General features: G+C 42.8%; 23 protein-coding genes. All 23 read left to right on the forward strand.

What is annotated here, in order from left to right; all coding sequences use genetic code 11:
* The first annotated feature begins 25 nt into the window (after nucleotides 1-25).
* The 23 genes from HMPREF0556_RS01090 to flgK all read left to right on the forward strand — a co-directional run bounded on the left by HMPREF0556_RS01090 (nucleotide 26) and on the right by flgK (nucleotide 21,322).
* Nucleotides 26-817, forward strand: coding sequence for a CheR family methyltransferase (locus HMPREF0556_RS01090; RefSeq protein ID WP_003754660.1), 792 nt, complete (start codon nucleotides 26-28; stop codon nucleotides 815-817).
* A gap of 12 nt (nucleotides 818-829) precedes the next feature.
* Nucleotides 830-1,165, forward strand: coding sequence for a DUF3964 family protein (locus HMPREF0556_RS01095; RefSeq protein WP_003754663.1), 336 nt, complete (start codon nucleotides 830-832; stop codon nucleotides 1,163-1,165).
* A 21-nt stretch (nucleotides 1,166-1,186) separates the two neighbouring features.
* Nucleotides 1,187-2,023: a flagellar motor stator protein MotA gene (gene motA, locus HMPREF0556_RS01100; protein WP_003754665.1), complete on the forward strand. Its 837-nt coding sequence runs from the start codon at nucleotides 1,187-1,189 to the stop codon at nucleotides 2,021-2,023.
* Complete coding sequence (locus HMPREF0556_RS01105; RefSeq protein ID WP_050776972.1) at nucleotides 1,956-2,795, forward strand: flagellar motor protein MotB; 840 nt, start codon at nucleotides 1,956-1,958, stop codon at nucleotides 2,793-2,795. The genes motA and HMPREF0556_RS01105 overlap by 68 nt, the downstream gene beginning before the upstream one ends.
* Entirely contained in the window at nucleotides 2,796-3,296 is a 501-nt protein-coding gene (locus tag HMPREF0556_RS01110; protein ID WP_003754669.1) for a hypothetical protein, read from the forward strand.
* A 19-nt stretch (nucleotides 3,297-3,315) separates the two neighbouring features.
* The gene (locus HMPREF0556_RS01115; RefSeq protein ID WP_050776973.1) at nucleotides 3,316-5,226 is read left to right on the forward strand and encodes a tetratricopeptide repeat-containing glycosyltransferase family 2 protein; all 1,911 of its coding nucleotides are present in this window, start codon (nucleotides 3,316-3,318) and stop codon (nucleotides 5,224-5,226) included.
* 22 nt (nucleotides 5,227-5,248) lie between these two features.
* Nucleotides 5,249-6,157, forward strand: a complete 909-nt coding sequence (locus HMPREF0556_RS01120; RefSeq protein WP_003754673.1) for a chemotaxis protein — start codon at nucleotides 5,249-5,251, stop codon at nucleotides 6,155-6,157.
* Between the two features lie 171 nt (nucleotides 6,158-6,328).
* Nucleotides 6,329-7,204, forward strand: coding sequence for a FliC/FljB family flagellin (locus tag HMPREF0556_RS01125; RefSeq protein WP_003754674.1), 876 nt, complete (start codon nucleotides 6,329-6,331; stop codon nucleotides 7,202-7,204).
* 215 nt (nucleotides 7,205-7,419) lie between these two features.
* On the forward strand, nucleotides 7,420-7,779 hold the full coding sequence (locus HMPREF0556_RS01130; RefSeq protein ID WP_036105027.1) for a response regulator: 360 nt from the start codon (nucleotides 7,420-7,422) through the stop codon (nucleotides 7,777-7,779).
* 34 nt (nucleotides 7,780-7,813) lie between these two features.
* Nucleotides 7,814-9,670: a chemotaxis protein CheA gene (locus tag HMPREF0556_RS01135; protein ID WP_003754676.1), complete on the forward strand. Its 1,857-nt coding sequence runs from the start codon at nucleotides 7,814-7,816 to the stop codon at nucleotides 9,668-9,670.
* 15 nt (nucleotides 9,671-9,685) lie between these two features.
* Entirely contained in the window at nucleotides 9,686-9,982 is a 297-nt protein-coding gene (locus HMPREF0556_RS01140; RefSeq protein WP_003754677.1) for a FliM/FliN family flagellar motor switch protein, read from the forward strand.
* A 10-nt stretch (nucleotides 9,983-9,992) separates the two neighbouring features.
* Nucleotides 9,993-10,397, forward strand: a complete 405-nt coding sequence (locus tag HMPREF0556_RS01145) for a hypothetical protein (RefSeq protein ID WP_003754678.1) — start codon at nucleotides 9,993-9,995, stop codon at nucleotides 10,395-10,397.
* Between the two features lie 14 nt (nucleotides 10,398-10,411).
* A complete protein-coding gene (gene fliK / locus HMPREF0556_RS12960) occupies nucleotides 10,412-11,563 on the forward strand; it encodes a flagellar hook-length control protein FliK (protein ID WP_003754679.1) in 1,152 nt (383 codons plus the stop codon).
* 1 nt (nucleotide 11,564) lies between these two features.
* A complete protein-coding gene (locus HMPREF0556_RS01155; RefSeq protein ID WP_003754680.1) occupies nucleotides 11,565-12,002 on the forward strand; it encodes a flagellar hook capping FlgD N-terminal domain-containing protein in 438 nt (145 codons plus the stop codon).
* Nucleotides 12,003-12,035: 33 nt separating this feature from the next.
* On the forward strand, nucleotides 12,036-13,271 hold the full coding sequence (locus HMPREF0556_RS01160) for a flagellar hook protein FlgE (protein ID WP_003754681.1): 1,236 nt from the start codon (nucleotides 12,036-12,038) through the stop codon (nucleotides 13,269-13,271).
* Nucleotides 13,272-13,281: 10 nt separating this feature from the next.
* Nucleotides 13,282-13,530: a flagellar motor switch protein FliN gene (locus HMPREF0556_RS01165; protein ID WP_003754683.1), complete on the forward strand. Its 249-nt coding sequence runs from the start codon at nucleotides 13,282-13,284 to the stop codon at nucleotides 13,528-13,530.
* A gap of 7 nt (nucleotides 13,531-13,537) precedes the next feature.
* Nucleotides 13,538-14,530 (forward strand): flagellar motor switch protein FliM, encoded by a 993-nt coding sequence (fliM, locus tag HMPREF0556_RS01170; RefSeq protein ID WP_003754686.1) that lies wholly within the window; start codon nucleotides 13,538-13,540, stop codon nucleotides 14,528-14,530.
* 39 nt (nucleotides 14,531-14,569) lie between these two features.
* Nucleotides 14,570-16,090 carry a flagellar motor switch protein gene (locus HMPREF0556_RS01175; protein ID WP_040486571.1) on the forward strand — a complete coding sequence of 507 codons (1,521 nt, stop codon included), beginning with the start codon at nucleotides 14,570-14,572 and terminating at the stop codon, nucleotides 16,088-16,090.
* Nucleotides 16,091-17,593: a hypothetical protein gene (locus HMPREF0556_RS01180; RefSeq protein ID WP_003754689.1), complete on the forward strand. Its 1,503-nt coding sequence runs from the start codon at nucleotides 16,091-16,093 to the stop codon at nucleotides 17,591-17,593.
* 16 nt (nucleotides 17,594-17,609) lie between these two features.
* On the forward strand, nucleotides 17,610-18,767 hold the full coding sequence (locus HMPREF0556_RS01185) for a hypothetical protein (protein WP_003754691.1): 1,158 nt from the start codon (nucleotides 17,610-17,612) through the stop codon (nucleotides 18,765-18,767).
* An 84-nt stretch (nucleotides 18,768-18,851) separates the two neighbouring features.
* Nucleotides 18,852-19,319, forward strand: coding sequence for a DUF327 family protein (locus HMPREF0556_RS01190; RefSeq protein WP_003754693.1), 468 nt, complete (start codon nucleotides 18,852-18,854; stop codon nucleotides 19,317-19,319).
* Between the two features lie 12 nt (nucleotides 19,320-19,331).
* Nucleotides 19,332-19,772, forward strand: coding sequence for a hypothetical protein (locus tag HMPREF0556_RS01195; RefSeq protein WP_040486372.1), 441 nt, complete (start codon nucleotides 19,332-19,334; stop codon nucleotides 19,770-19,772).
* Nucleotides 19,773-19,792: 20 nt separating this feature from the next.
* Nucleotides 19,793-21,322 (forward strand): flagellar hook-associated protein FlgK, encoded by a 1,530-nt coding sequence (gene flgK, locus HMPREF0556_RS01200; protein WP_003754696.1) that lies wholly within the window; start codon nucleotides 19,793-19,795, stop codon nucleotides 21,320-21,322.
* The last annotated feature ends 6 nt before the right edge of the window (nucleotides 21,323-21,328 follow it).

Raw genomic sequence — 21,328 nt, forward strand, 5'->3', positions numbered from 1 at the left:
GAAATAAAAAAGGGAGGGGCTAAGCATGATCCCCAATTTAGAAAAAGATTATTATTTTTTTATCCGCGCAATCAAAAAAGAGTTTGGACTTAGTTTGCATCTATATAAAGAAACACAGATGAAAAGAAGGATCTTGTCATTTTTGACAAAAAAAGGGTTTCAAACATTTGGGGAGTTTTTTAACCAGTTAAAACATAATTCGCAGCTGCTGGATGATTTTATTAGTCTGATCACGATCAATGTTTCCGCCTTTTTCCGCAATCGGCAGAAATGGCTGCAATTGGAAGAAGCAATCATTCCAAAGCTCGCGGAAGAGACGCGGGGGAGGATCAAGATCTGGAGTGCTGCTTGTTCTTCCGGGGAAGAGCCTTACACACTATCGATTTTGATGAACCGTTGCATGAATCGGCAGAACTATGAGATCGTCGCCACTGATATCGAACCGGCGATCTTGAAACGAGCTGTGATCGGCAGGTATTCGCCGCGGCAGCTGGAAGAGCTGACACCGGAAGAGAAAGAGCAGTATTTCGATAAACATCCAGATGGTACTTATGAGATATTGAAACAATATCGGCAAGCGATTCGCTTCAAACGTCATGATCTTTTAAATGACGAGTATGAAAAACATGTGGATCTGATCGTCTGTCGAAATGTCTTGATCTACTTTACCGCTGAAGGAAAAGATGCAATATACAGAGGGTTTGCAGCGTCGCTTCGCAAAGGCGGGATCTTATTTTTAGGTGGATCTGAACAAATATTGAATCCGGCAAGTTATGGTTTTGCGCTACTAGAAAACTTTTTTTACATAAAACTATAAGGGGTGAATGAAATGACGAGAGAAGAAAGTATCAAACGTTTAACTTTTTTTGAAGACAAACCGGGATTAGCTGAGCAGATCCTGCGGCTGGAAAAACAGGAACAGGTTTTTCTGCCGAATCAGTTTGAAATCAAACAGACGAGTGGGTATGAGATTGGGGAAAAAATCGTCCTGCTGGGAAGACTAGAAAATTTTTATTTCATCGGTATCAAAAAAACGGATGAGTCGCTTTACCAATGTCAGGCATTTGTCGGGGAAGCAAGTGCGAAAGCGTTTTTCGTGAACTTGCCGGACATCGAAAAAGAACTGATGGCATTTTGGCTGAACGAAGTGGAATTAGTCCGATAAAACAGAAAGAAGGGATAGAATATGGAAATAACAACGATTATTGGGTTGATTCTTGCGGTCATCGTCATTGCCGGATCATTTTTGATCCAGCACATCTCGCTGGCGATGCTGTTTAGTGCCGAAGCCTTGATTGTTATCATTTTAGGAACGATCACGAGTGTTTTGATGGCACATCCGTGGAATGATGTGAAAAGAGTTCCGCAGCTTTTCAAAGTGTTGTTCACGACCGAAAGCGGCCCAAGTAAAATCGAAGTCTTGCGAACATTCAAGGAATATGCGGATACGATCAGACGAAGCGGTGTACTTGCTTTGGAAGAAGAAGTCGACGAGATCCCGGATAAGTTTCTACGTCGCGGACTGCGTTTAGTTGTTGATGGCCAGTCTTCGCCGGAATTTCTGCGTGAAACGATGGAAGAAGAAGTTTCCTCGATGGAAGAACGACATGAAAACTACGCGAAGATCTTTGCGTCAGCAGGATCTTATGCACCGACCCTTGGAGTGCTCGGGGCGGCGATGGGACTTATCCATGCGATGGGGCAGATGTCCAATCCGGATAAGCTGAGCGAGGCGATCGCGGCAGCATTCGTATGTACGATTTTCGGTATCTTTACGGGTTACGTACTTTGGAATCCGTTTGCGAATAAATTACGGATAAAATCACGTCAGGAAGCGCATAAGCGTTATATGATCATTGAAGGCGTTGTCGCGCTGCAGGAAAGGAATGCACCGCGAATGATAGAAGAACGGTTATTGTCATTCTTAAGTCCACAAGAAAAGGATGCGCTGCTAAATGGAGACGGAGAAAAAACGAAACAAATGGAGGCGGTCAGCAGTGAGGCGTCGCAAGAAACACTCTGAGGAACATGTGGACGAATCATGGCTGCTCCCGTACAGTGATTTACTGACATTGCTTTTAGCTCTTTTTATTGTTTTATTTGCAACCAGCTCGATCGATGCGAAAAAATTCGAACAAATGGGAAATGCGTTTAAAAAAATCGTGGACGAAGGTGCTGCTGGAAATCAGGCACATGTCGCAAAAAGCAAAGACCCGACTAACATCAGTGCTGACGCGATCGAAAAAGCCATGGCAGCTCAAGATAAGCAGAAATCAGCAGCAGCTTCTAAAAAAGCATTGGAAAAACAGAATAAAATGCAACTCGAAGCTTTCAAGAAAAAGCTGGATAGCTACATTTCCACCGAACATTTAGAAGCGAAGTTGAGTACAAGATACGCAAACGATGGCCTGCTGATCACGATTCGTGATGATATCTTGTTTGACTCGGGAAGTGCTGAACTGAGTGCTAGCAAACGGAAAATCGCCAAAGAGATCGGTATGCTTTTTAAACAAGGCGACAGCAAAATGGAGGGGATCATCTCTGGACACACAGATGATGTTCCGATCCATACCGCAACTTACAAATCGAACTGGGAATTAAGTGCAGCTAGAGCTGTTAATTTCATGGAAGCGATCATTACTGAGAATACATCGCTTGATCCGGGGCTTTTCAGCGCACGCGGTTATGGCGAATACAAGCCAGTCGCTAAAAATGATAATGCGGTAGATCGTGAAAAAAACAGACGGGTCGAGATTATGGTCAGACCGCTGAACAACAAAGTGGAGGAAGAGTAGATGCAGATATATGTAGCCGGTTCCCACCGTTTAAGCGAGTGGGATAAAAAGGAAATCTATCAGTATTTAGAAAAATATGCGGCTGTGAATCATATCCATTTATTAGCGTTCAAATCGATCGAAAACGAAGTCCTGCGGTTTTTCTTAGAGAATGAAGCTCTGGCGCCGCGGCTTTCGGTCTACACGCTACCTTCGCTGGAATGTTTGCCTGAGCCGTTTTGCGGAGCAATCACATATCTGCAGGAACTTGGCGCTTCGCATCAGCATTTTTATTATTATGATACCCAGATCGCTAAAACGAAATTAGAATTATTTCAAGAAGCGATCATTGAAAAAATGGATTTAGTTTGTTGTTTTTATAACGGCGATAAGCCGGCAGATATGATTCCAGTAGATGTGGCCAAACAGCTAGGCGTGCAAAGTGCGATCTATGACTTGCCCAAGCAGAAGAAGCATCTCATTTACCGGAGCAATGGGGATAAGATAAGACTAGTAAATTAATTGAGGAAGAGGGAGAATTATGCGACCATTAATTTCAATTTGTATGATAGTAAAAAATGAAGAAGCCGTTTTAAGACAAAGTTTGGCTTCTTTCCATGAGTTTGTTTCTGAGATCGTGATTGTAGATACGGGGTCTACAGACGATACGAAGAAAATCGCCAGCGAATTTACCGATAAAGTTTATGACTTTGAATGGGTAGGCAATTTTTCGGAAGCACGTAATTTTGCTGCAAAATATGCGACGGGGAAATGGATCGTTGTAGTGGATGCAGATGAATGCTTAGAAAAAGAAAATTATTTAGCAGTAGAAAGCTTCTTGAAAAGATTGACTCAAAAAGAGGAGATCTTTACAGGTGAGATCATCAGTTTCACTGGTGAAAAAGGAAGTGTTACTGTCACGAATAAAATGCCGCGTATTTACCGCAATAATGGGGATATCGCTTATCGCGGAGCTATTCATGAACAGTTATTCAATCGTCGCACAGGAAATACAGCTATTTCCGATTCTCCTTTGAAAATCTATCATTACGGGTATATGTCCGAAGTAGTCGACAGACAAGACAAAGTTGCCCGCAATCTAGAGATCTTGAAAAAAGAAATGAAGGAGGAGGAAAGTAGCGGCTTTGCAGAATTCAATTTGGGACAAGAACTATATCGCGAGCACAAATTTGAAGAAGCATTGCAGGCCTTTTCCAGAGCATTCCAAAAGCGCACAAGCAACCGCCTTGTCTGGGCAAAAATAAGTGCCCTCAATATCGCTAAGATCTTAGAAGCAAAAAAAGAATATGCCGATGCTTTAGCTATTTTGGAAGAAGCACGCATTATTTGGCCGGATACACCGGAATTCTTCTTGAAGAAAGCCGATATCAAACGCGCGCTCCATCAGCTCCCGGATGCAAAGAAAATCTATCATTATCTGATCGAGCAAACGGCAGTGATCTTCCAGCCGATCGCTTATTATGAAGCAACTTCTTTTCTGCCGTATAAAGCGCTTGGCGACATCTATCAAGTCGAGAAGGACTATGTCAAAGCAATCAAACATTACTCACTTGCCTATCAGCAAAACAGCAGCGACTATGAAGTGAAGTACCAAATGATCCAGCTGCTCAGCAAATTCCATTCGCCAAGTGAAGTGTATGACTTTATTTCGCGCCACGGCTTCATTGAAAATGAAGAAGACGGCACGAAGATACTTTCTTTCACGACGCAATTAGGATTGGGGAATCTGTCAGCAATCATATTGAACAGCATGCCGGACTTAAATATCGTCTTGCAAGAGATCATGCAAGTGAAGATCCAAACCATTCAAAACATCTTCCCGGTGATCAGCAAGCAAGCTATTTTAGCTGGGATCCGAACCAACCTGATCGACGTGGCAGATTTATGTATCTGGCATTTTGAAAATGGCACATTGCCTATCGAACAGATCATGAAGAATAGCAATGCCGGCGAACTTTACCAATTCCTTTACGAAAACGGACCAGCTGTCGAGGAAGAAATCTACTTGTTCGTTATGGAACGCGGGATCGCGCTTGGCAAAGGCGAATTCATCGATCAATTATTAGTACTGCGCAGTCATTATGAGGATAGCATCAATAGCAGGATCGCGGATCTATTTTTCCAATATGACTATAAAGATATCGCGCTTGATCTATATAACACCGTAGATGCCAGTGCTGTTACTAAAGAAGGACATTTAAATTTGATCCAGTATTTAGTGGAAGAAAACATCACAGAGGAAGCATTATCGATCGTTGAACGTGGCCTTGATAATTTCGCCGCAGATTTCCGCTTTCATGAATGGGCGATCTTGCTGGATGAGACGAATCGAGAAATGCGTATCAGTGAGGCGATCGATGAATTCCCTGACAGCACGTATTTAGCAGAACTGCAAGGGAACTTGATCGATCTGGAGTCTGTAAACAAATAACCGAATAAGGGAGGTCAGCGTAATGGCTGAAGAAAAAGGTATTTTACTGCAAAGTGGAACAAATGAATTGGAGATCGTGACGTTTACGATCGGGCAAAACTTGTTTTGTATCAACGTATTGAAGGTAAAAGAAATCATCCAACCGTTAGAAGTTACCCCAGTGCCAGATTCGCATATGGCGATCGAGGGCGTTTCGCAGGTGCGCGGAGAGATCATGCCTGTCATCAATTTGGCACGCGTAATGAAATTACCGGAAGTAGATCCTGCTGATACGAAATTCATCATTACAGAGCTTAACCAAATGAAAATCGTCTTCCGCGTTGATGAAGTACACCGTATCCAACGTATTTCTTGGGAACAGATCGAAGAACCGGAAAAACTATCCATCGGTCTAGAAGATTTGGCAGTCGGAATCGTTAAATTAGATGGCAACATCATCTTGCTGCTCGATTATGAAAAAATCATCTATGAGATCAGCGGTAATTCGGACTTTGCTATTTCCGGAGAAGATAAAGTCAGCCAAGTCGTCAACCGTGAGGAAAAAACGATCTACATTGCGGAAGATTCCCCGATGCTTCGCCAGCTGCTTGAGAATACCCTTCACGAAGCCGGCTATAAGAACCTACACTTCTTTGTAAATGGGAAAGAAGCACAAGAACACATTTTCCGATTATTAAAAGAACAAAAAACGCAGGCTTTCGATAAATTGAATTTATTGATCACCGATATTGAGATGCCGCAAATGGACGGACATCATTTGACAAAAAGCATCAAAGAAGACGAGATCGGAAAAGAATTGCCGATCGTTATCTTCTCCTCTTTGATCACAGATGATCTTCACCATAAAGGCGAGGGTGTCGGCGCGGATGCACAGGTCAGCAAGCCAGATATCCACCAGCTGATCCATATTATAGACGATCTTATTTTATAATCAATTAAAAAAATGGCGGGGAGCATATGGCTCTATAATGCCATTTTTTTAATTATAAAAACATTTTTTTATATTTTAAAACAAAAATGTTGATTTTTTAAAAAAACGGGTATATAATAAAAATATAGAAGAGCACAGCACTTCTTACATATCGAACTAGGAGGGAAAAACATGCAAGTAAATACAAATATTATCAGTTTAAAAACGCAAGAATACCTTCGTAAAAATAATGAAGGAATGAACCAAGCGCAAGAACGTTTAGCTTCTGGTAAACGTATCAATAGTTCCGTAGATGACGCAGCTGGACTTGCAGTAGTTACGCGTATGAACGCGAAATCTACTGGTCTCGACACAGCAAGCAAAAACTCTTCTCAAGGGGTTGACTTGCTTCAAACTGCTGACTCCGCACTTAGCTCCATGACTTCTATCTTGCAACGTATGCGTCAATTGTCTGTACAAGCTTCCAACGGTACATTCAGCACTGAAGACCGTGGTCAATACAGCAAAGAATTCGGTAGCTTGATCAAAGAATTGTCTCACGTAGCAGACAGCACAAACTACAACAACATCAACCTACTTGACGGAAGTGCTGCAACTGTTGCAGTTCAAGCTTCTGACAAAGCTAACGACACAATCAGCATCGACCTATTTGATGCAAGTGCACTTAAAGATACTGACATCGCTGTAACAGCTGTTGATGCTGCTGGTGCTGAAACTGCTGCTACTGTAGCTGGTTATGAAGGTCTATCTGTTGGTACTGCTTCTGATGCACAACAAGCAACGCAAGCGATCGACAGCTTGATCAACTCTATCTCTGACGGACGTGCTGTACTTGGTGCAGGTATGAGCCGCTTGAACTACAACATTTCTAACGTAAACAGCCAATCGATCGCTACCAAGCAATCTGCTTCTTCTATCCAAGATGCTGACATGGCTGCTGAAATGTCCGAACAAACAAAATACAAAATCTTAACACAAACTTCTATCAGCATGCTTTCTCAAGCTAACCAAACTCCTCAAATGCTTACGCAATTGATCAACGGTTAATTTTTGAAATAAATAGCTAGATTTTATCGAACATTGTTATCCCCTTGACCCTTCGTCACCCCGGACGAAGGGTTTTTTATAATAAATTGTAAAATTTTTTAAAAATATTTGTTTTTATAATAAAAAAGGTAGAAATAACTTATTTTTTATTATAAAATGTTATTATGTAGTTTTTTTAAAAAACAAAATGAACGGAAGAATAGAGGGAGTTGTGTTTGGTGAAATTATTGATTGTCGACGATGCGATGTTTATGCGCACTATGATTAAAAACATTGTAAAAGATAGTGACTTCGAAGTGGTGGCAGAGGCAGAAAACGGTCTGGAAGCTGTTAAAAAATATGAGGAGTTCAAACCAGATCTCGTAACGCTGGATATCACAATGCCGGAAATGGACGGTCTGGAAGCCCTTGCCCAAATCATGGCGAAAGATCCAAATGCGAAAGTTATCATGTGTTCCGCAATGGGGCAACAGGGAATGGTCGTAGATGCAATCAAAAAAGGAGCAAAAGATTTCATCGTGAAACCGTTTCAAGCTGACCGTGTATTAGAGGCTTTAGAAAAAGCATCACAATGATAGATGCCAAAGGGAAATGAGGTTGGAATAAGGCATGAGTACAGATATGATGGAATTGTTCATTGAAGAAGCGACGGAACACTTGCAAGCATTGAATGACAACGTTCTGGAGCTGGAGAAAGATCCGCATAACAAGCAGCTTATCAGCGAGATTTTTAGATCCGCACATACTTTCAAAGGGATGTCAGCAACCATGGGATTTACAAATGTTGCTGATTTGACGCATGCCATGGAGAACGTTCTCGACGCTGTGCGCAAAGATGAGTTAGTCGTAACGGAACATTTAGTAGATATCATTTTTTCTTGTACTTCTCATTTAGAAACAATGGTAGCCGACATTTCCGAAGGTGGTCAGGGTGCAGCCGATATTTCCGCGACCGTGAAAGATTTAGAAAGCCTGCTTAGCGGCGAAGAAGTAATCGAAACAGAGACAGAAAAAAGCTATGAACTTAGCATTGAGATCGATCAAAATGCGATCCTCAAAGCAGTTCGTGCGGTCATGTGTCTGGAACGACTCGGTGAATTGGGCACAATCACCAAAACGATCCCGGAAGCAGAAGCGATCGAACAGGAGCAGTTTGAGCAATCTTTCCAAGTATTCTTGGATACTACCGAAAAAGAAGCGCTGATCAAACAGACGATCCTCAATATTTCGGAAGTGAAAGCGATCGAGATAAAAGAAGTCGCAACCTTAGAAACACCAATTCAGACAACTGCAGCAGCACCGCAGAAAAAGGTCCAAAAAGTAGAAAGCAAAAGCATCCGTGTTCAATTAGAGAAAATCGAAAAACTAATGAATATTTTTGAAGAGAGTGTCATCGAGCGAGCGAAAATCGATGAGATCGCTGAAAAAACACATAATAAAGAACTAATGGAGCATTTAAAACGGTTTGGTACGATCTCAAAAGAGATCCAAAACGGTCTACTTGAAATGCGGATGGTTCCGATCGACAGCGTGTTTAACCGGTTTCCCAAAATGGTACGGACACTCGCAAAAGATCTTGGCAAAAAAATCGATTTGATCATTGAAGGCGCAGATACCGAAGTCGATAAGATCGTTATCGATGAAATCGGCGATCCGCTTGTTCATTTGATTCGCAATTCCGTCGATCATGGTGCTGAGACTATTGAAGTAAGACGAGCAAAAGGGAAGCAAGAAACGGCGACGATCCGCTTAGAAGCATTCCACAGCGGCAACAATGTCGTGATCCAGATCAAAGACGACGGCGCAGGGATCAACAAGCAGAAAGTCACTGAAAAAGCGATCAGCAATAATATCATCACCCAAGCAGAATCGACTAAAATGACAGATACAGAGATTTTTGAATTGTTATTCGCAAGTGGTTTTAGTACAGCTGATAAGGTTTCCGACCTATCCGGCAGAGGCGTGGGGCTTGATGTCGTGCGGAATACGATTTTAAAGATCGGTGGTAAGATAACTGTTGATTCTGTAGAAAATCAAGGTTCAACATTCCGGATCGAGATTCCACTAACATTGTCGATCATTCAGTCGATGTTGGTAGAAACGAATGAACGGCGTTATGCATTGCCGCTATCCGGTGTAGCAGAAGCCATTACGATCGAAGCAAAAGAAATCCAGCTGATCAATGGCAAAAATCTTATCAACTATCGCGACAGTATCATCGAGGTGATCGATCTGGGCGAGAAATTTTATGAAGACAAGCTAGCAGAAAACGATGAATGCTTGCTACTAGTCGTTAAAAATGAAAAACGGACATTTGGCCTGGCAATCAAAGATATCATCGGTCAACGCGAGATCGTTTTGAAAACACTCGGCGGATTCTTCAGCGAGACGATGATCAACTTCTCAGGTGCCACGATCCTTGGAGATGGGAAAGTCGTTCTCGTCATTGATCTAGATAAGTTTTAAAAGGAGTTGACCAACATGGCGGAACAAGTTTATCAGGTAGAACTTCCTGAATGGGAACCAGTACCTAAAGGGAACCGTGATACTGGCGACCTGAAGCAAGTGGAGAATATCGGCGTCAATCTGATTGTCCGTCTCGGTAAAAAGCAAATGCCCGTGAAAGATATCGCGCGGCTTAATGTAGGCGACATATTAGAAGTCGAAAAGAAACCGGGTCATAAAGTAGAGATTTTTTTAGATGAAAAAAAAGTAGGAATAGGGGAGGCGATCTTGATGGATGAGAATTTCGGGATCGTTATTTCAGAAATAGATTAGAGTGGGGATAATGGAATTAAAAGCATTTTCAGCAATAAAAATGAAAATCGACCAAGAAAAAAATGAGGTAAGAAAAGAACTTGCCCAGCTGCTAAGAAAAAAAGAAAGCCTCGAGGAAAAACTATTGCACGAACGGAATGTTTTTCTATCCAGGGGAAAAGCGGCGCAAGGGACATTTAAAGCAGGGAGCATCCAAAGTACGAGTTTTTCGCCAGCGCGAATGCAGCAGTTGACGAAAGAGATCGACATCGTCCACACGTATGTGGAACAGACAGAAAAAAGGGTAGAAATACTGAACGAAAAAGAAAAACAAACGACCAAAATGAAAACAGCTTTCCAAACACAGGAGCAGCAAAAAATAGAGAGAAAAGAAGAGCAGCTACTCAGAGAATTAAAAATGCTATTGACGAAATAGAGAGGGAGATAGGTGTGCAGCTTCTTAAAATTTTAGTGGGAAATGATTTAAAGAACAGTTCGGCGGCACAGAAAAACAATGAGCATAATGAAAATAAGCCTTTCTTGAAAGGTTTATTTCCATTTCTCCTGGAAAAAAGTGGGGAAAAACTACCGAAAGAAACTACAGACCAGCAAGATCCGAAAGCAGGAACATGGATACCGCCACTGCCGGTCATGCTAGTCCCAGTGAAAGAACCACCGGACGAAAGTTTGAATGACCATAAACTAGCTGATAAAAAGGAAGAAAAACCAGCAGAAGTTTCAGATAAACCGCAGCCAACGCCACCACCTGCATCGGCTCTTACGGCAGAACCACCACCGACGATCGTTGAACAGCTTCAGGCACTAGCTAGCTTTTCTTTACCAGCCAAGCAGAATACACCAGAACGAAATGTAAAAGGACAGCTTCAAGCAGAACCCACGCAAGCGATCCGCATACCGACCAAGGAAGGCGCATCAGAGTTGCCGGTTTCAATGGAACAAAAAGCAGATTCGCAAAAAGCTGCTCTCAAAGAGTTCTTAGAAACGATACCATTGCCGAAAGATTTCTCGAAATTATTGAAAAAGGAAGTTACTGTCACAAAAGTCAACCTTGCAGAGATGCAGAAAGAAGCTGTTCATGAAAAAGAAAACCAAACATCTGTAGTTTGGCTTGACAAAGCGGTGAAAGAAGCTGCCCGAAATGAGCCAACTTCGGAAGCGATCCCGCTCAAAAAGCTCGACAAAGAACTCGCGGCTCAGATCGAACAATTGCAGAAATGGCAAGTCAAACAAAGTCATGCCTATTTGACACTAACACCGGCAGCACTAGGAAAAGTCGATGTTTTAGTTAAAAAAACACCAGAACAGATCCTCTTACATATCGAATATGAAAAACAGCAAGTGAAGCCGAAGATCGAGCAAATGATGCACGATATGCAGCAACGAATGAAGGAACGTGGCATTGACGTTCTTGTTTCATTGTCAGAAAAGCAAGTGCCGAAAGAAGAGGTCGCCCAGCCGAATTTATTTGACAAACGTGATTCCGGCCAAGGGAAAAAAGACGAGCAGCGTGAACAACAGAAACAGAAGCAAGACGAGGAACAGGTAGAAAAGGCATTAGAAGATTACGAGGAGGCGACATAGGATGGACGGAGTAAACGGAGTAGCCAGCAGTGCAGCAGGTGCAGCAAATAATGACAGCAATGCACTGACAAATGCAGCAACCAATTCACTGAATAAAGATGATTTCATGAAACTGTTCTTGACCAGTTTGCAATATCAAGATCCTTCCAGTCCGCTGGATACAAACCAAATGATGTCGCAGATGTCGCAACTTGCGATGATGGAGCAGGTATCCAACATGAGTTCAGCAGTCAATAAACTGTCTGACCAAGCACAAAGTTCAGCCATGCAGTCTGCGGTCGGATTCATCGGCAAATCGATCAAAGGTGTCAATTTGAATGGCGACGTCGTAAGTGGACTTGTAGAAAGTATTCAGCAGACAACAAATGGGGTTATGTTGAAGTTGAAAGATAATGATACTGTCGTGCCACTCACTTATATAACAGAAGTAAATAATTAAAAATACGTTTAGAAGAAGAGGGGATAATCAAAAATGAATCAAACTATGTATACTGCAATTTCGGGAATGAACGCTTTTCAACAAGCATTATCAGTCACATCTAATAATATTGCCAACGCCAACACGACTGGCTATAAAAGACAATCAGTTGTGTTCAACGACCTTTTATACCAAAACACATTGGGCTCTGTAACGAGCGGCCTTTATGCAGGAACAAATCCGATGAGCTTTGGTTCCGGTACCAAGATCGGTGCTGTGATCACGGATTACACAGCAGGTTCGCCAACAGCTACTGGCCGTAATAAAGACGCTGCACTTCAAGGCAACGGCTTCTTTATTGCCGGCGACCGTTCTGGCGGGAATGCAGTTTATACACGTGATGGTAGTTTCGCTGTTTCAAGTGATAATTTCCTAACTACACAGTCCGGAAAATATGTCATGGGTTATGCAACTGATAAAAACGGTAACGTGATCGATGGCAATTTGCGTCCGATCCAAATACCACTTAACAGCGCGATTCCGGGAGAAGCGACTAAAAATGCGAAACTAAGCGGGAATATTCCGACAGACTGGAAAGGCAAAGACACATTGACGTCGGAAATCTCCGTCTATGATGATGCTGGCGGTAGTCATAAGCTACAAGTCGAACTAAAAGACGGTACACGTGCAGCAGACGGAAGTATTTCTTACAGTTACGAATTGAAAATCGACGGCAATGCACTTACTCCTGCTAGAACCGGCACGTTGAACTACAACGCACAAGGCGAACTGACAAACGCAGCCGCTTTAGAAAATATCAATGTTAACCAAACGATCCAAGGGAAAAATGTTTCTTTTGATTTCGATCTTAGCAAAATGACAAACTATGAAACGGAGCAAGTATTCTCTCCTTCTTCAGACGGTAAAGGCGCAGCAACAGTAAAAGATTTCGCTGTAACGGACGCTGGTTATATCGCAGTCAGCTATTCAGACGGAACCATCATTCCAGTTGCTCAGCTTGGCGTAGCAACTTTCTCGAACGTGGATGGTCTTGTGAAAAATGGTAATGGGGAATACACACCAGGGTTATCTTCTGGCGATCCAGTATTCGGCGTAGCAGGACAAAACGGTGCCGGCGGTATTAGCGGCGCGTCCTTAGAAGGCTCCAACGTTGATCTTTCGCAAGAGTTTGTCAACCTGATGACCTACCAAAGCGGATTCCAAGGAAATACAAAAGTAATTCGAGTTGCCGATGATGTAATGAAACAAATCGTCAACTTAATCCAATAGGAGTTTATCCATGGAAATAAAAAACGAGATCCCGCTTCAAATCGATTTTGAACTCGGTAGAACCAATCAACAAGTAGGAAATTTACTCGATTTAAAAAAAGGGACGATCTTCCGACTGGAATGTTCCACAGCTAACGTCGTGAAGATCGTGATTGCCGGGACCTGCATCGGGTATGGCGAAATTTTGACCAAAGATGGAAAACTGTTCGTCAAAATAGTAAAACTTGGCGATGCTGCTGAGTCTGACGACAGGGAGTGAAGGGAAAATGAGTGATAAGTTAAGTCAAGAACAGATCGACGCGCTCTTAAACCAAATGAGCGAAGGGAAAGTCGTTGATGAAACCACAGAGATCGGCGAATATGGCAAGTTTCATCCGTATGATTTTCACAAACCGGAAAAATTCGGTCCGGAACATTTAGAAAGCTTGAAAACATTGAGTTCTGCTTTTGCGAAAAAGACGATCGAATATGTTTCCCAGCGGATCCGTCTGCCGATCCATACTGAAGCAATGCTGGCAGATCAAGTATCCTTTGCAAGTGAATACGTGGACACAATGCCGAACGACAGCTATTTGTTCTGCATTATCGACCTCGGCGATCCCGAACTTGGACAAGTTATTGTGGAATACGATCTCGCCTTTTTGATCTATATCCACGAATGTCTGACGGGTGGCAACGCAAAGCGGAAGTTTAGCGAACGTCGTCTGCTGTCTTCTTTTGAAGAACTTGCCTTAAAAAGCTTAGTGGATCTATCCTGTCAGGCACTTCAAGAAAGCTTTAAGAGTATCCATCCGATCGAACCGCAGCTAGTAGCCGTGGAAACCAATCCAGCACTACTGCGTGTCACATCATCCAATGACATGATGGCGCTCATCAATATCGATGTCAAATCCGATTATTGGATCAGCACGATCCGCGTCGGCGTCCCGTTCTTCTCCGTAGAATATATTATGGAAAAACTGGAAAATGTGGTGGAATATACCTTTGACAAGAGCCGTAATTTCGATGAAGAAGTGGAACAAGAGATTCATCAAGTCGAAAAAGATGCGATCATCAAAGTGGGCGATATCAAAATGACACTAGCAGAATTGGATGAGCTCGAAGTCGGGGATTGCTTGCTGACAGAAACGCATGTCAATCAGCCACTAAAAGGATATTTATCGAACAAATGGAAATTTGAAAGTTATATGGGAAAAAGCGGAACACAAAAAGCAATCAAATTTTTGCGCCATACGGAGAAAGCGCAGCAGGAGAGATAAGGAGTGGAGAAAGCGTTGTTAAACCAAGAGCCAACACAAATGGAGCTAGACGTGATCGGAGAAATAGCCAATATTTCGTTTGGCTCGGCATCCACCGTTTTATCTAGTTTATTAAATCAGCCCGTTACCATATCGACACCAAAAGTGGAAATCGTGGATCTTTACAATACCAAAGATGTTGAGATCCCGCACGTTGTGTTAGAAGTGAATTTCCATGAAGGTATCGAGATGAGCAATATCTTTATCTTGAAATCGGAAGTAGCCGCTTCTATGGCAGATCTGATGATGATGGGCGATGGAAAAGTAGACAAAGATGTGGAACTAAGTGAACTTCATTTAAGTGCTGTCCAAGAAGCAATGAACCAGATGATGGGACATTCTGCTACAGCGATGAGTAATCTATTTGATCGGATGATCGATATCACGACACCAAATATAAAAATTATTACTATCAAAGATCAATTAAAAGATTTCAAACAGCAAGATCTGATCAAAGTTTCCTTCGATCTCATTATCGGCGATTTAATCAGCTCAACACTTGTGCAGCTGATCCCTGTCGAAAAGGGGATCGAACTAGCGCATATTCTGCTCGGTGATGCTGCTCCGGTGGAAGAAGTCGAAGCAGAAACACAGCAAGAAACCAACGAGATCTCGCTGACACCAGAAGAACTCGATGTTTTTTTAGAAGTATGTAACATTGGGACAGGCTCGGCTTCAACGGTATTGTCTAAACTGCTGAACCGTAAAGTGACCCTCGCGATCCCTACCGCTCAAGTTATTGACAGCAAAGAATTTGATTATCCGGAGCGACCGTGCATCGTAACGACAGTGGAGTTTGTAGAAGGTCTGAAATCCAGCAATACTTTTATTATCAGTAAACAAGCTGCCTTAGTCATGGCGAATTTGATGCTTGGCGGAACTGGTGAGGTCGATGAAGATGCGGAACTGACGGAATTAGAGTTAAGTGCGATGCAGGAAGTCATGAACCAGATGATGGGTTACTCGGCTACCGCCATGTCGGAAATGCTTGGCAAAAAAATCGATATCAGCCCGCCAATCGTCGAAGTATGCAATGTCGGAGATGCCATGATCCAAAAAGATATCGACGGTGGAAAAACAGTCGAAGTGATTTTCCCGCTAGAAGTCGAATCACTTATTAAAACACCAATGTACCAGATCTTCAATCCAGAACTTGCAAAAGAAATAGCCCACATGATGCTTTCCGTTCAGGAAGAAGTGCAAGCGGAAACGCCGGTGGAAGAAGTTGTGGAAACCCCACCAGCAGAACCGATCCAAGTGGAGAAAGCTACGCCGCAAATCAGCACTACCGAGACAGAAGCTGTGATCGACAGCATCCCCATTACACTGGAAGTGATCTTTGGGACTGCCAAAGTGAAACTAGCAGATTTTATCACGTGGTGCGAAAAAGACATCGTGATCTTGAAAGAAAGCTACGAACAGCCTTTATCACTGCTTGCCAACGGTATCCACATTGGTTCCGGCACATTAGTACGCGTAAACGATCACTTTGGTATCAAGATAACGGAGCTGGAAAAGTAAATGAAGCAGCTGATTTTTCTTTCAGTAATCTTCGCTTTGTTCAGTAGCTATGCTTTGCACACCCATGCCGCAGAATACAGCATGCAATTAGCAGAGTCCCCGGAAACAGGTTTTCAAGTTGGTGACACCATTAGCGTGGAAGCCACACCGGGTCTAGTAGTCCTTAGCCATACTTCTGGGAAGCAGATTTTTATTCCTATCAATGCGGACGGAAAAGGGAGCTATACGGTCCAGTCTCAGGATATGTCTGGTAATTATCAAGCAACGCTTTATACAGATACCGACCAATCTGCCCCCGTTATGGAACAGTCTGATTTTCTAAGTATTCAAGAACATGATACAGAAGCGGCTGAGCCAAAACTACAAATAGTCAAAACCGAAGCACAAATAACCGACAAATTGCGGAACCAACTAACTTCTGCGGATAGTCTTGCTGTCGTGATCGCTTCTTCCGAACAAAGTCTCAAGCAAGTGACATTGATCGGTAAGCAAGGCGAAAAAACCGTACAGCAGCCGCTGAAGCAAAACATGTGGACACAAGACTACGAAGGAACGATGCCCTTCCGCGAATTCAGTCCAGATCAACCGATCCAGCTGACTGTCGAAGCATTAACATATGCAGATGAAAAAGGGAATATCGCATTGGAAGAGCAGCAATTGACCGCAGCACTGCCAGTCGAAACGGCACTGCAAGTCCAATTAGACAAGCATACTGTAACGAAACCCAAAACGATACTCTATACGGGCCAAAAGCTAACGCTACGTGTCCAAGCACCATATGATCCAACAGCATTCCCACTTATGAGCGGTGAGGATGACCAAACAACGATCCCGCTGGATTGGCAGATAAAAGCAGGAACAAGTCAAGCAGTTGTCACCGTTCCAGCTGATTGGTCAGGAAAAGAGCTGCAATGGGGAGATTATCACTTTTTAGCAAGAATACACCAAGATCCCTTTGAAAGCTTACTACTCATAAAAAACGGTAATTCCCAGCAAAACGGGACGATTTTCTATCAAGACACAGATACGTGGCGTTTGACCGGACAGCTTTGGCCGGAATATCAAATGATCACTATCCAGCAGAATGCGCCGCTAGTATGGAATGGGCGAAAATTTCAAATGGATTGGAACCCGCTCGGGAATACAATCAAATGGCAAGATTGGGATGGCTCCGTACAAGAAACGGTTTTACCCTGGGATTTCAGTAAAACGGAAATAGTGGAGCCACCGAAAGTGCCAGCCAAGAAGCCGGATCTGCCAACAATGCCGCTGTCTAGCTCGAAACCGCTTGGACCTGCTGCAAAAGTACCGCTTAAAACACCAACATCGCAAAAAGCAAGGCCACTTTCCAAACATGCTCCGACATCGGCATCTGCTGTACGCCCAAGCAGCCAAACGACAGTGAAATATCAAAAGAGATCCTCCACGATCCCTTATTGGCTCGGCGGAGCAGTTCTTATCGGTTTTGTTATTGTTTCAGGAAATCGGGCGATGAAATTATAAAAAGGGAGGAATCAGGATGCGAGTAGATGGTATTCAAGAGAGCGAGACCCCTAAAACCAGTGTAGAAGCCGGGCTTACAAAATCACCCTATTCTGAAGCACAAACAGCACTGAAGCCAGCCATGCTACCGGAAGCGGATCAAAAAGAAGATGCGCCCCCGCTCGTTTCCTTTTCTTTCAAAGAATTAGCGGCTCTTCAGACGAATTTGCAGAGTGATGAGCTCCAGCTCTACATGAAACTCATCAGCAATAATCAAGACAAAGTACAAGACCTGCTCTATCTGCTTACTCGTTCCGGAATCATTTATTCGACCGACAGCGAAAAATGGCGGCAAATAACGAGAGAAATCACCAGACAATTAGAATCATTAGCGGGCAAACAAGAAAGACTGCTTGCTTATTTTAATAACCAGCCGGCCTATCAAAGCTTTGTTGAGATCAACCAGACGATTTTGAAAGAATGGCAGCAGCTGATTGAGCGCATCCCGCTACTTCGCTTTGGTCTTGCAGATAAAGTCGATTTTATCCAAAACATGCAGGATACTTTTCATACAATCAATCGTCATGCCCGCATGTGGAGCGACCTTCAAGGCGTCACCGAACCTTCTCCACGATTGGAAGTCTTTGTCGCTGCTAAAGAAGAAGCTAATTGGATGACGAGGATCATTCAAGAATTCAATCACATTTTCCATGCGCGTCACTTAATGGCATACGAACTTCAGACCGAGAACGTCAATATTTGGAAACTCGGTACCGCTTTTTTGAAAAAAATGAACGCTTATCTGCCGACAATGGAACATTTTCCTAATCCAATCGTCCATAAACATTACATAGAGGCGACCAAATTACTGAACGAACTTTATCAAAATCTTGATCAGCTAGCACAAGGAGAGATCACGCAGGGAGATATTGCCAGACTGCTGGAAAAAATGTATCTCCAATTTCACCGTTTGGTCGGCTGTTTTCAAAAAATGGAACTAGCAGCTGGCTATCCAGAAAAAATCGAAACCGTAGATCCTAATGAAAAAGATATCACGGATCTTATGCAGATCGCCGAACATGAGATGACATTACTTGATTTACTGCGTAAAGATTTTGGCCAAGCTGTAACAAGTCCGATTTTTTATGCCGCAATAATTATTTTTATAATAATTATCTTGTACAGTATTTTTTGAAAAAACATATACATTTTAAAAATAGTTAAGTATAATTAAATAATAGAAAAATAAAACGAAAATATGGGTTTTGGGGGATAAAAAATGAACCACATCTCCGCGATGCAGCTTTCGAGTGCAAACGCATTTCATCCAACCTCACAAGAAAAAGTCGGAGCGGTAAAGCCGAATGATTTATATGCGCGGCAACTTGATCAAAAATCTGCAAAAAAAGACAGCACGACAATCGAGATCCAAAAATTATTAGACCACATCAATGATAAAAAGACGGCGGTAGAAATCGATACGACCGTCGATAATGTCATGGCTTATAAAGACGCAGTCAAAGGATTTTTGAATTATTACGTCGATAATGTGATGCACTATGACAGCACCACAAACCGGCACCCTAAATATGGCTACCAGCAAAAGATGACAGTAATCAATGGAGCGACGGATAAAGCCGACGCTTTGAATGATGTCATGAATTTGATCGATACAAAATCAGGACATTTGGATATGTTGAACCGAATCGGAGAAATCTCGGGAATGATCTTGAATATTGTTTTATAGGTGGGGAAGAAAATGCAGGAAAAATTGATCCAGTCATTAGAAACATTGATCGCACAGACAGAAGAAGCGTGCAGACAAGCAAAATCAGTCGGCAGTGCTCAAGCAGAAGAAGCGTGGGAAACCGGAGCAGCAAAACAAGCAGAGCTCGATGACCAGTTAGAGAAAACGAAACAAGGCTATGAGGAACTTGTCGAATTGCTAAAGGCAATGGAATTAGAAAAACCCACATTGAGCGAGGCGCAAAAACAATTCAGCCAAGCTGTCAGTGATGAAATAACGGTTTTGAAAAACGCACTATTCGCTAAAGAACAAACACTCAAAGAAATCGTGCTGACTGTCCAAACAAATAATGAAATGAAATTAGCTTTTGCCGAAAAAATAATCGATATGCTGACAGATTTTCATGAAACAGCTAATAACGAACAATCTATCATGATCAATGAGACTTTTTAAAGAAGAGGAGGCGAGTAGCATTGCGGTTAAGTGATTATAACGTGTCTTTATCAGGAATGAACGCTGCCCAAATAGCAACGATGGTAGCACAGCAAAATATCAGCAACATCAATACAGCTGGATATGTCAGACAAAATGTCAACCAACAGGCGCTATATGGTGACGGTGGTCTATTGCAAGGCAAACAAACAGGTTACGGTGTCAAAGTGACCGACATCGCCCGAGTAACAAGCGGTGCCCTGAATTTGCAGTACAACCAGCAGATCGCGAAACAATCTGCCGCGGCATATGGAAGCAGCGCGCTGGGGCAAGCGATGAATCTGTTTGGAACGCTCGGCACGAATACACCAAGTGATTATCTCGATAATTTCTTCACATCTTGGGGAGCGCTTGCCAAAAATCCCGACCAACAGACGAACGCTACTGCACTTTTGTCGGATATGAATTTATTTGAAGGGCAGCTGAACCAGCTTAAACTTGGACTGGATGACTTGCAGCATACGATCAGTACAGACATCCGAGCTTCGGTAACAGGATTAAACGATTTGATCTCAAAATTCGGCAAATTAAATCAAGCGATCGGCAATGCGGGTTCTAATCCTCCGAACGATCTGTTGAATGAACGGGATTCCTTACTTGCTCAAATGTCTGCCTATGCCAAAGTTTCGACCACCACACATCCGAATAATCCGGAAGTATACGATATTACGATTGGTGGAAGACTGGTGGTTCAGGGAAGCAAGACCAATCAGATCCAAATGACGGCGCAAAATGGCAGCTATCAATTTTCTGTAGATGGCAATCAGCTAGATCTTCCTGAAGGGCAACTTCGAGCTGCTGTTGATGTAGGCGGTAAGGAGATCAAGGATTATCAAACGAAACTGAATACCTTTATGGACGGTTTAGTTGATGGCACGAATCAAGCACAGCTGAACAGTTTCAATAATCAGATCGACCAGATCGCGAAAATAAATCTGCAGCTACAAGCGGATCCAGCAAACGAAACACTGATCAAAAACCGGGACGAAGCGGTACGACAGTTGGCGAAATTCCCGGGCGTGACTGTAGACAGCACTAACGGAACTCTTTCCTACGATGGGAATACCTTTACGATCGCTGCAATCGATACGAACGCAAAAGCATCTGATATCAGCCAATTCTCGATCCCGATCTTTTCCAAAAATCCGGATGGTAGCTTGCAGCTGAATCCAATATTGACAAAAGATAATTCTAGCCAAGGGTTTTTAGGCGCGATCGCGGATCAGATGAGTGCTTTGAAAAACACAACGACTATTGGTAATGCGACGCTAAGCGATTTTATGGATGGATTGATCACAACAGTTGCAACGGACAGTAGCGGCGCAAATGCGATCGCCAAAGCAGAAAATCAGACACTTGATAATCTAAGTAACGCAAAATCTTCTGTCGAAGGTGTTAATATCGATGAAGAAATGACAAATATCATGCAATATCAAAGTTATTATGTCGCTAATACCAAAGCAATGAATATCGTCAACGACATGTTCCAATCACTGCTAAATATCATGTAAGGAGGA

This window comes from Listeria grayi DSM 20601, from assembly GCF_000148995.1.
Classification (GTDB): Bacteria; Bacillota; Bacilli; order Lactobacillales; family Listeriaceae; genus Listeria; species Listeria grayi.

Excerpts from the sequence above, each read along its gene's own strand:
- HMPREF0556_RS01090 (WP_003754660.1), top strand. The coding sequence starts at position 26 with ATGATCCCCAATTTAGAAAAAGATTATTATTTTTTTATCCGCGCAATC.
- HMPREF0556_RS01095 (WP_003754663.1), top strand. The coding sequence starts at position 830 with ATGACGAGAGAAGAAAGTATCAAACGTTTAACTTTTTTTGAAGACAAA.
- motA (WP_003754665.1), top strand. The coding sequence starts at position 1,187 with ATGGAAATAACAACGATTATTGGGTTGATTCTTGCGGTCATCGTCATT.
- HMPREF0556_RS01105 (WP_050776972.1), top strand. The coding sequence starts at position 1,956 with ATGGAGACGGAGAAAAAACGAAACAAATGGAGGCGGTCAGCAGTGAGG.
- HMPREF0556_RS01110 (WP_003754669.1), top strand. The coding sequence starts at position 2,796 with ATGCAGATATATGTAGCCGGTTCCCACCGTTTAAGCGAGTGGGATAAA.
- HMPREF0556_RS01115 (WP_050776973.1), top strand. The coding sequence starts at position 3,316 with ATGCGACCATTAATTTCAATTTGTATGATAGTAAAAAATGAAGAAGCC.
- HMPREF0556_RS01120 (WP_003754673.1), top strand. The coding sequence starts at position 5,249 with ATGGCTGAAGAAAAAGGTATTTTACTGCAAAGTGGAACAAATGAATTG.
- HMPREF0556_RS01125 (WP_003754674.1), top strand. The coding sequence starts at position 6,329 with ATGCAAGTAAATACAAATATTATCAGTTTAAAAACGCAAGAATACCTT.
- HMPREF0556_RS01135 (WP_003754676.1), top strand. The coding sequence starts at position 7,814 with ATGAGTACAGATATGATGGAATTGTTCATTGAAGAAGCGACGGAACAC.
- HMPREF0556_RS01140 (WP_003754677.1), top strand. The coding sequence starts at position 9,686 with ATGGCGGAACAAGTTTATCAGGTAGAACTTCCTGAATGGGAACCAGTA.
- HMPREF0556_RS01145 (WP_003754678.1), top strand. The coding sequence starts at position 9,993 with ATGGAATTAAAAGCATTTTCAGCAATAAAAATGAAAATCGACCAAGAA.
- HMPREF0556_RS01155 (WP_003754680.1), top strand. The coding sequence starts at position 11,565 with ATGGACGGAGTAAACGGAGTAGCCAGCAGTGCAGCAGGTGCAGCAAAT.
- HMPREF0556_RS01160 (WP_003754681.1), top strand. The coding sequence starts at position 12,036 with ATGAATCAAACTATGTATACTGCAATTTCGGGAATGAACGCTTTTCAA.
- HMPREF0556_RS01165 (WP_003754683.1), top strand. The coding sequence starts at position 13,282 with ATGGAAATAAAAAACGAGATCCCGCTTCAAATCGATTTTGAACTCGGT.
- fliM (WP_003754686.1), top strand. The coding sequence starts at position 13,538 with ATGAGTGATAAGTTAAGTCAAGAACAGATCGACGCGCTCTTAAACCAA.
- HMPREF0556_RS01175 (WP_040486571.1), top strand. The coding sequence starts at position 14,570 with ATGGAGCTAGACGTGATCGGAGAAATAGCCAATATTTCGTTTGGCTCG.
- HMPREF0556_RS01180 (WP_003754689.1), top strand. The coding sequence starts at position 16,091 with ATGAAGCAGCTGATTTTTCTTTCAGTAATCTTCGCTTTGTTCAGTAGC.
- HMPREF0556_RS01185 (WP_003754691.1), top strand. The coding sequence starts at position 17,610 with ATGCGAGTAGATGGTATTCAAGAGAGCGAGACCCCTAAAACCAGTGTA.
- HMPREF0556_RS01190 (WP_003754693.1), top strand. The coding sequence starts at position 18,852 with ATGAACCACATCTCCGCGATGCAGCTTTCGAGTGCAAACGCATTTCAT.
- HMPREF0556_RS01195 (WP_040486372.1), top strand. The coding sequence starts at position 19,332 with ATGCAGGAAAAATTGATCCAGTCATTAGAAACATTGATCGCACAGACA.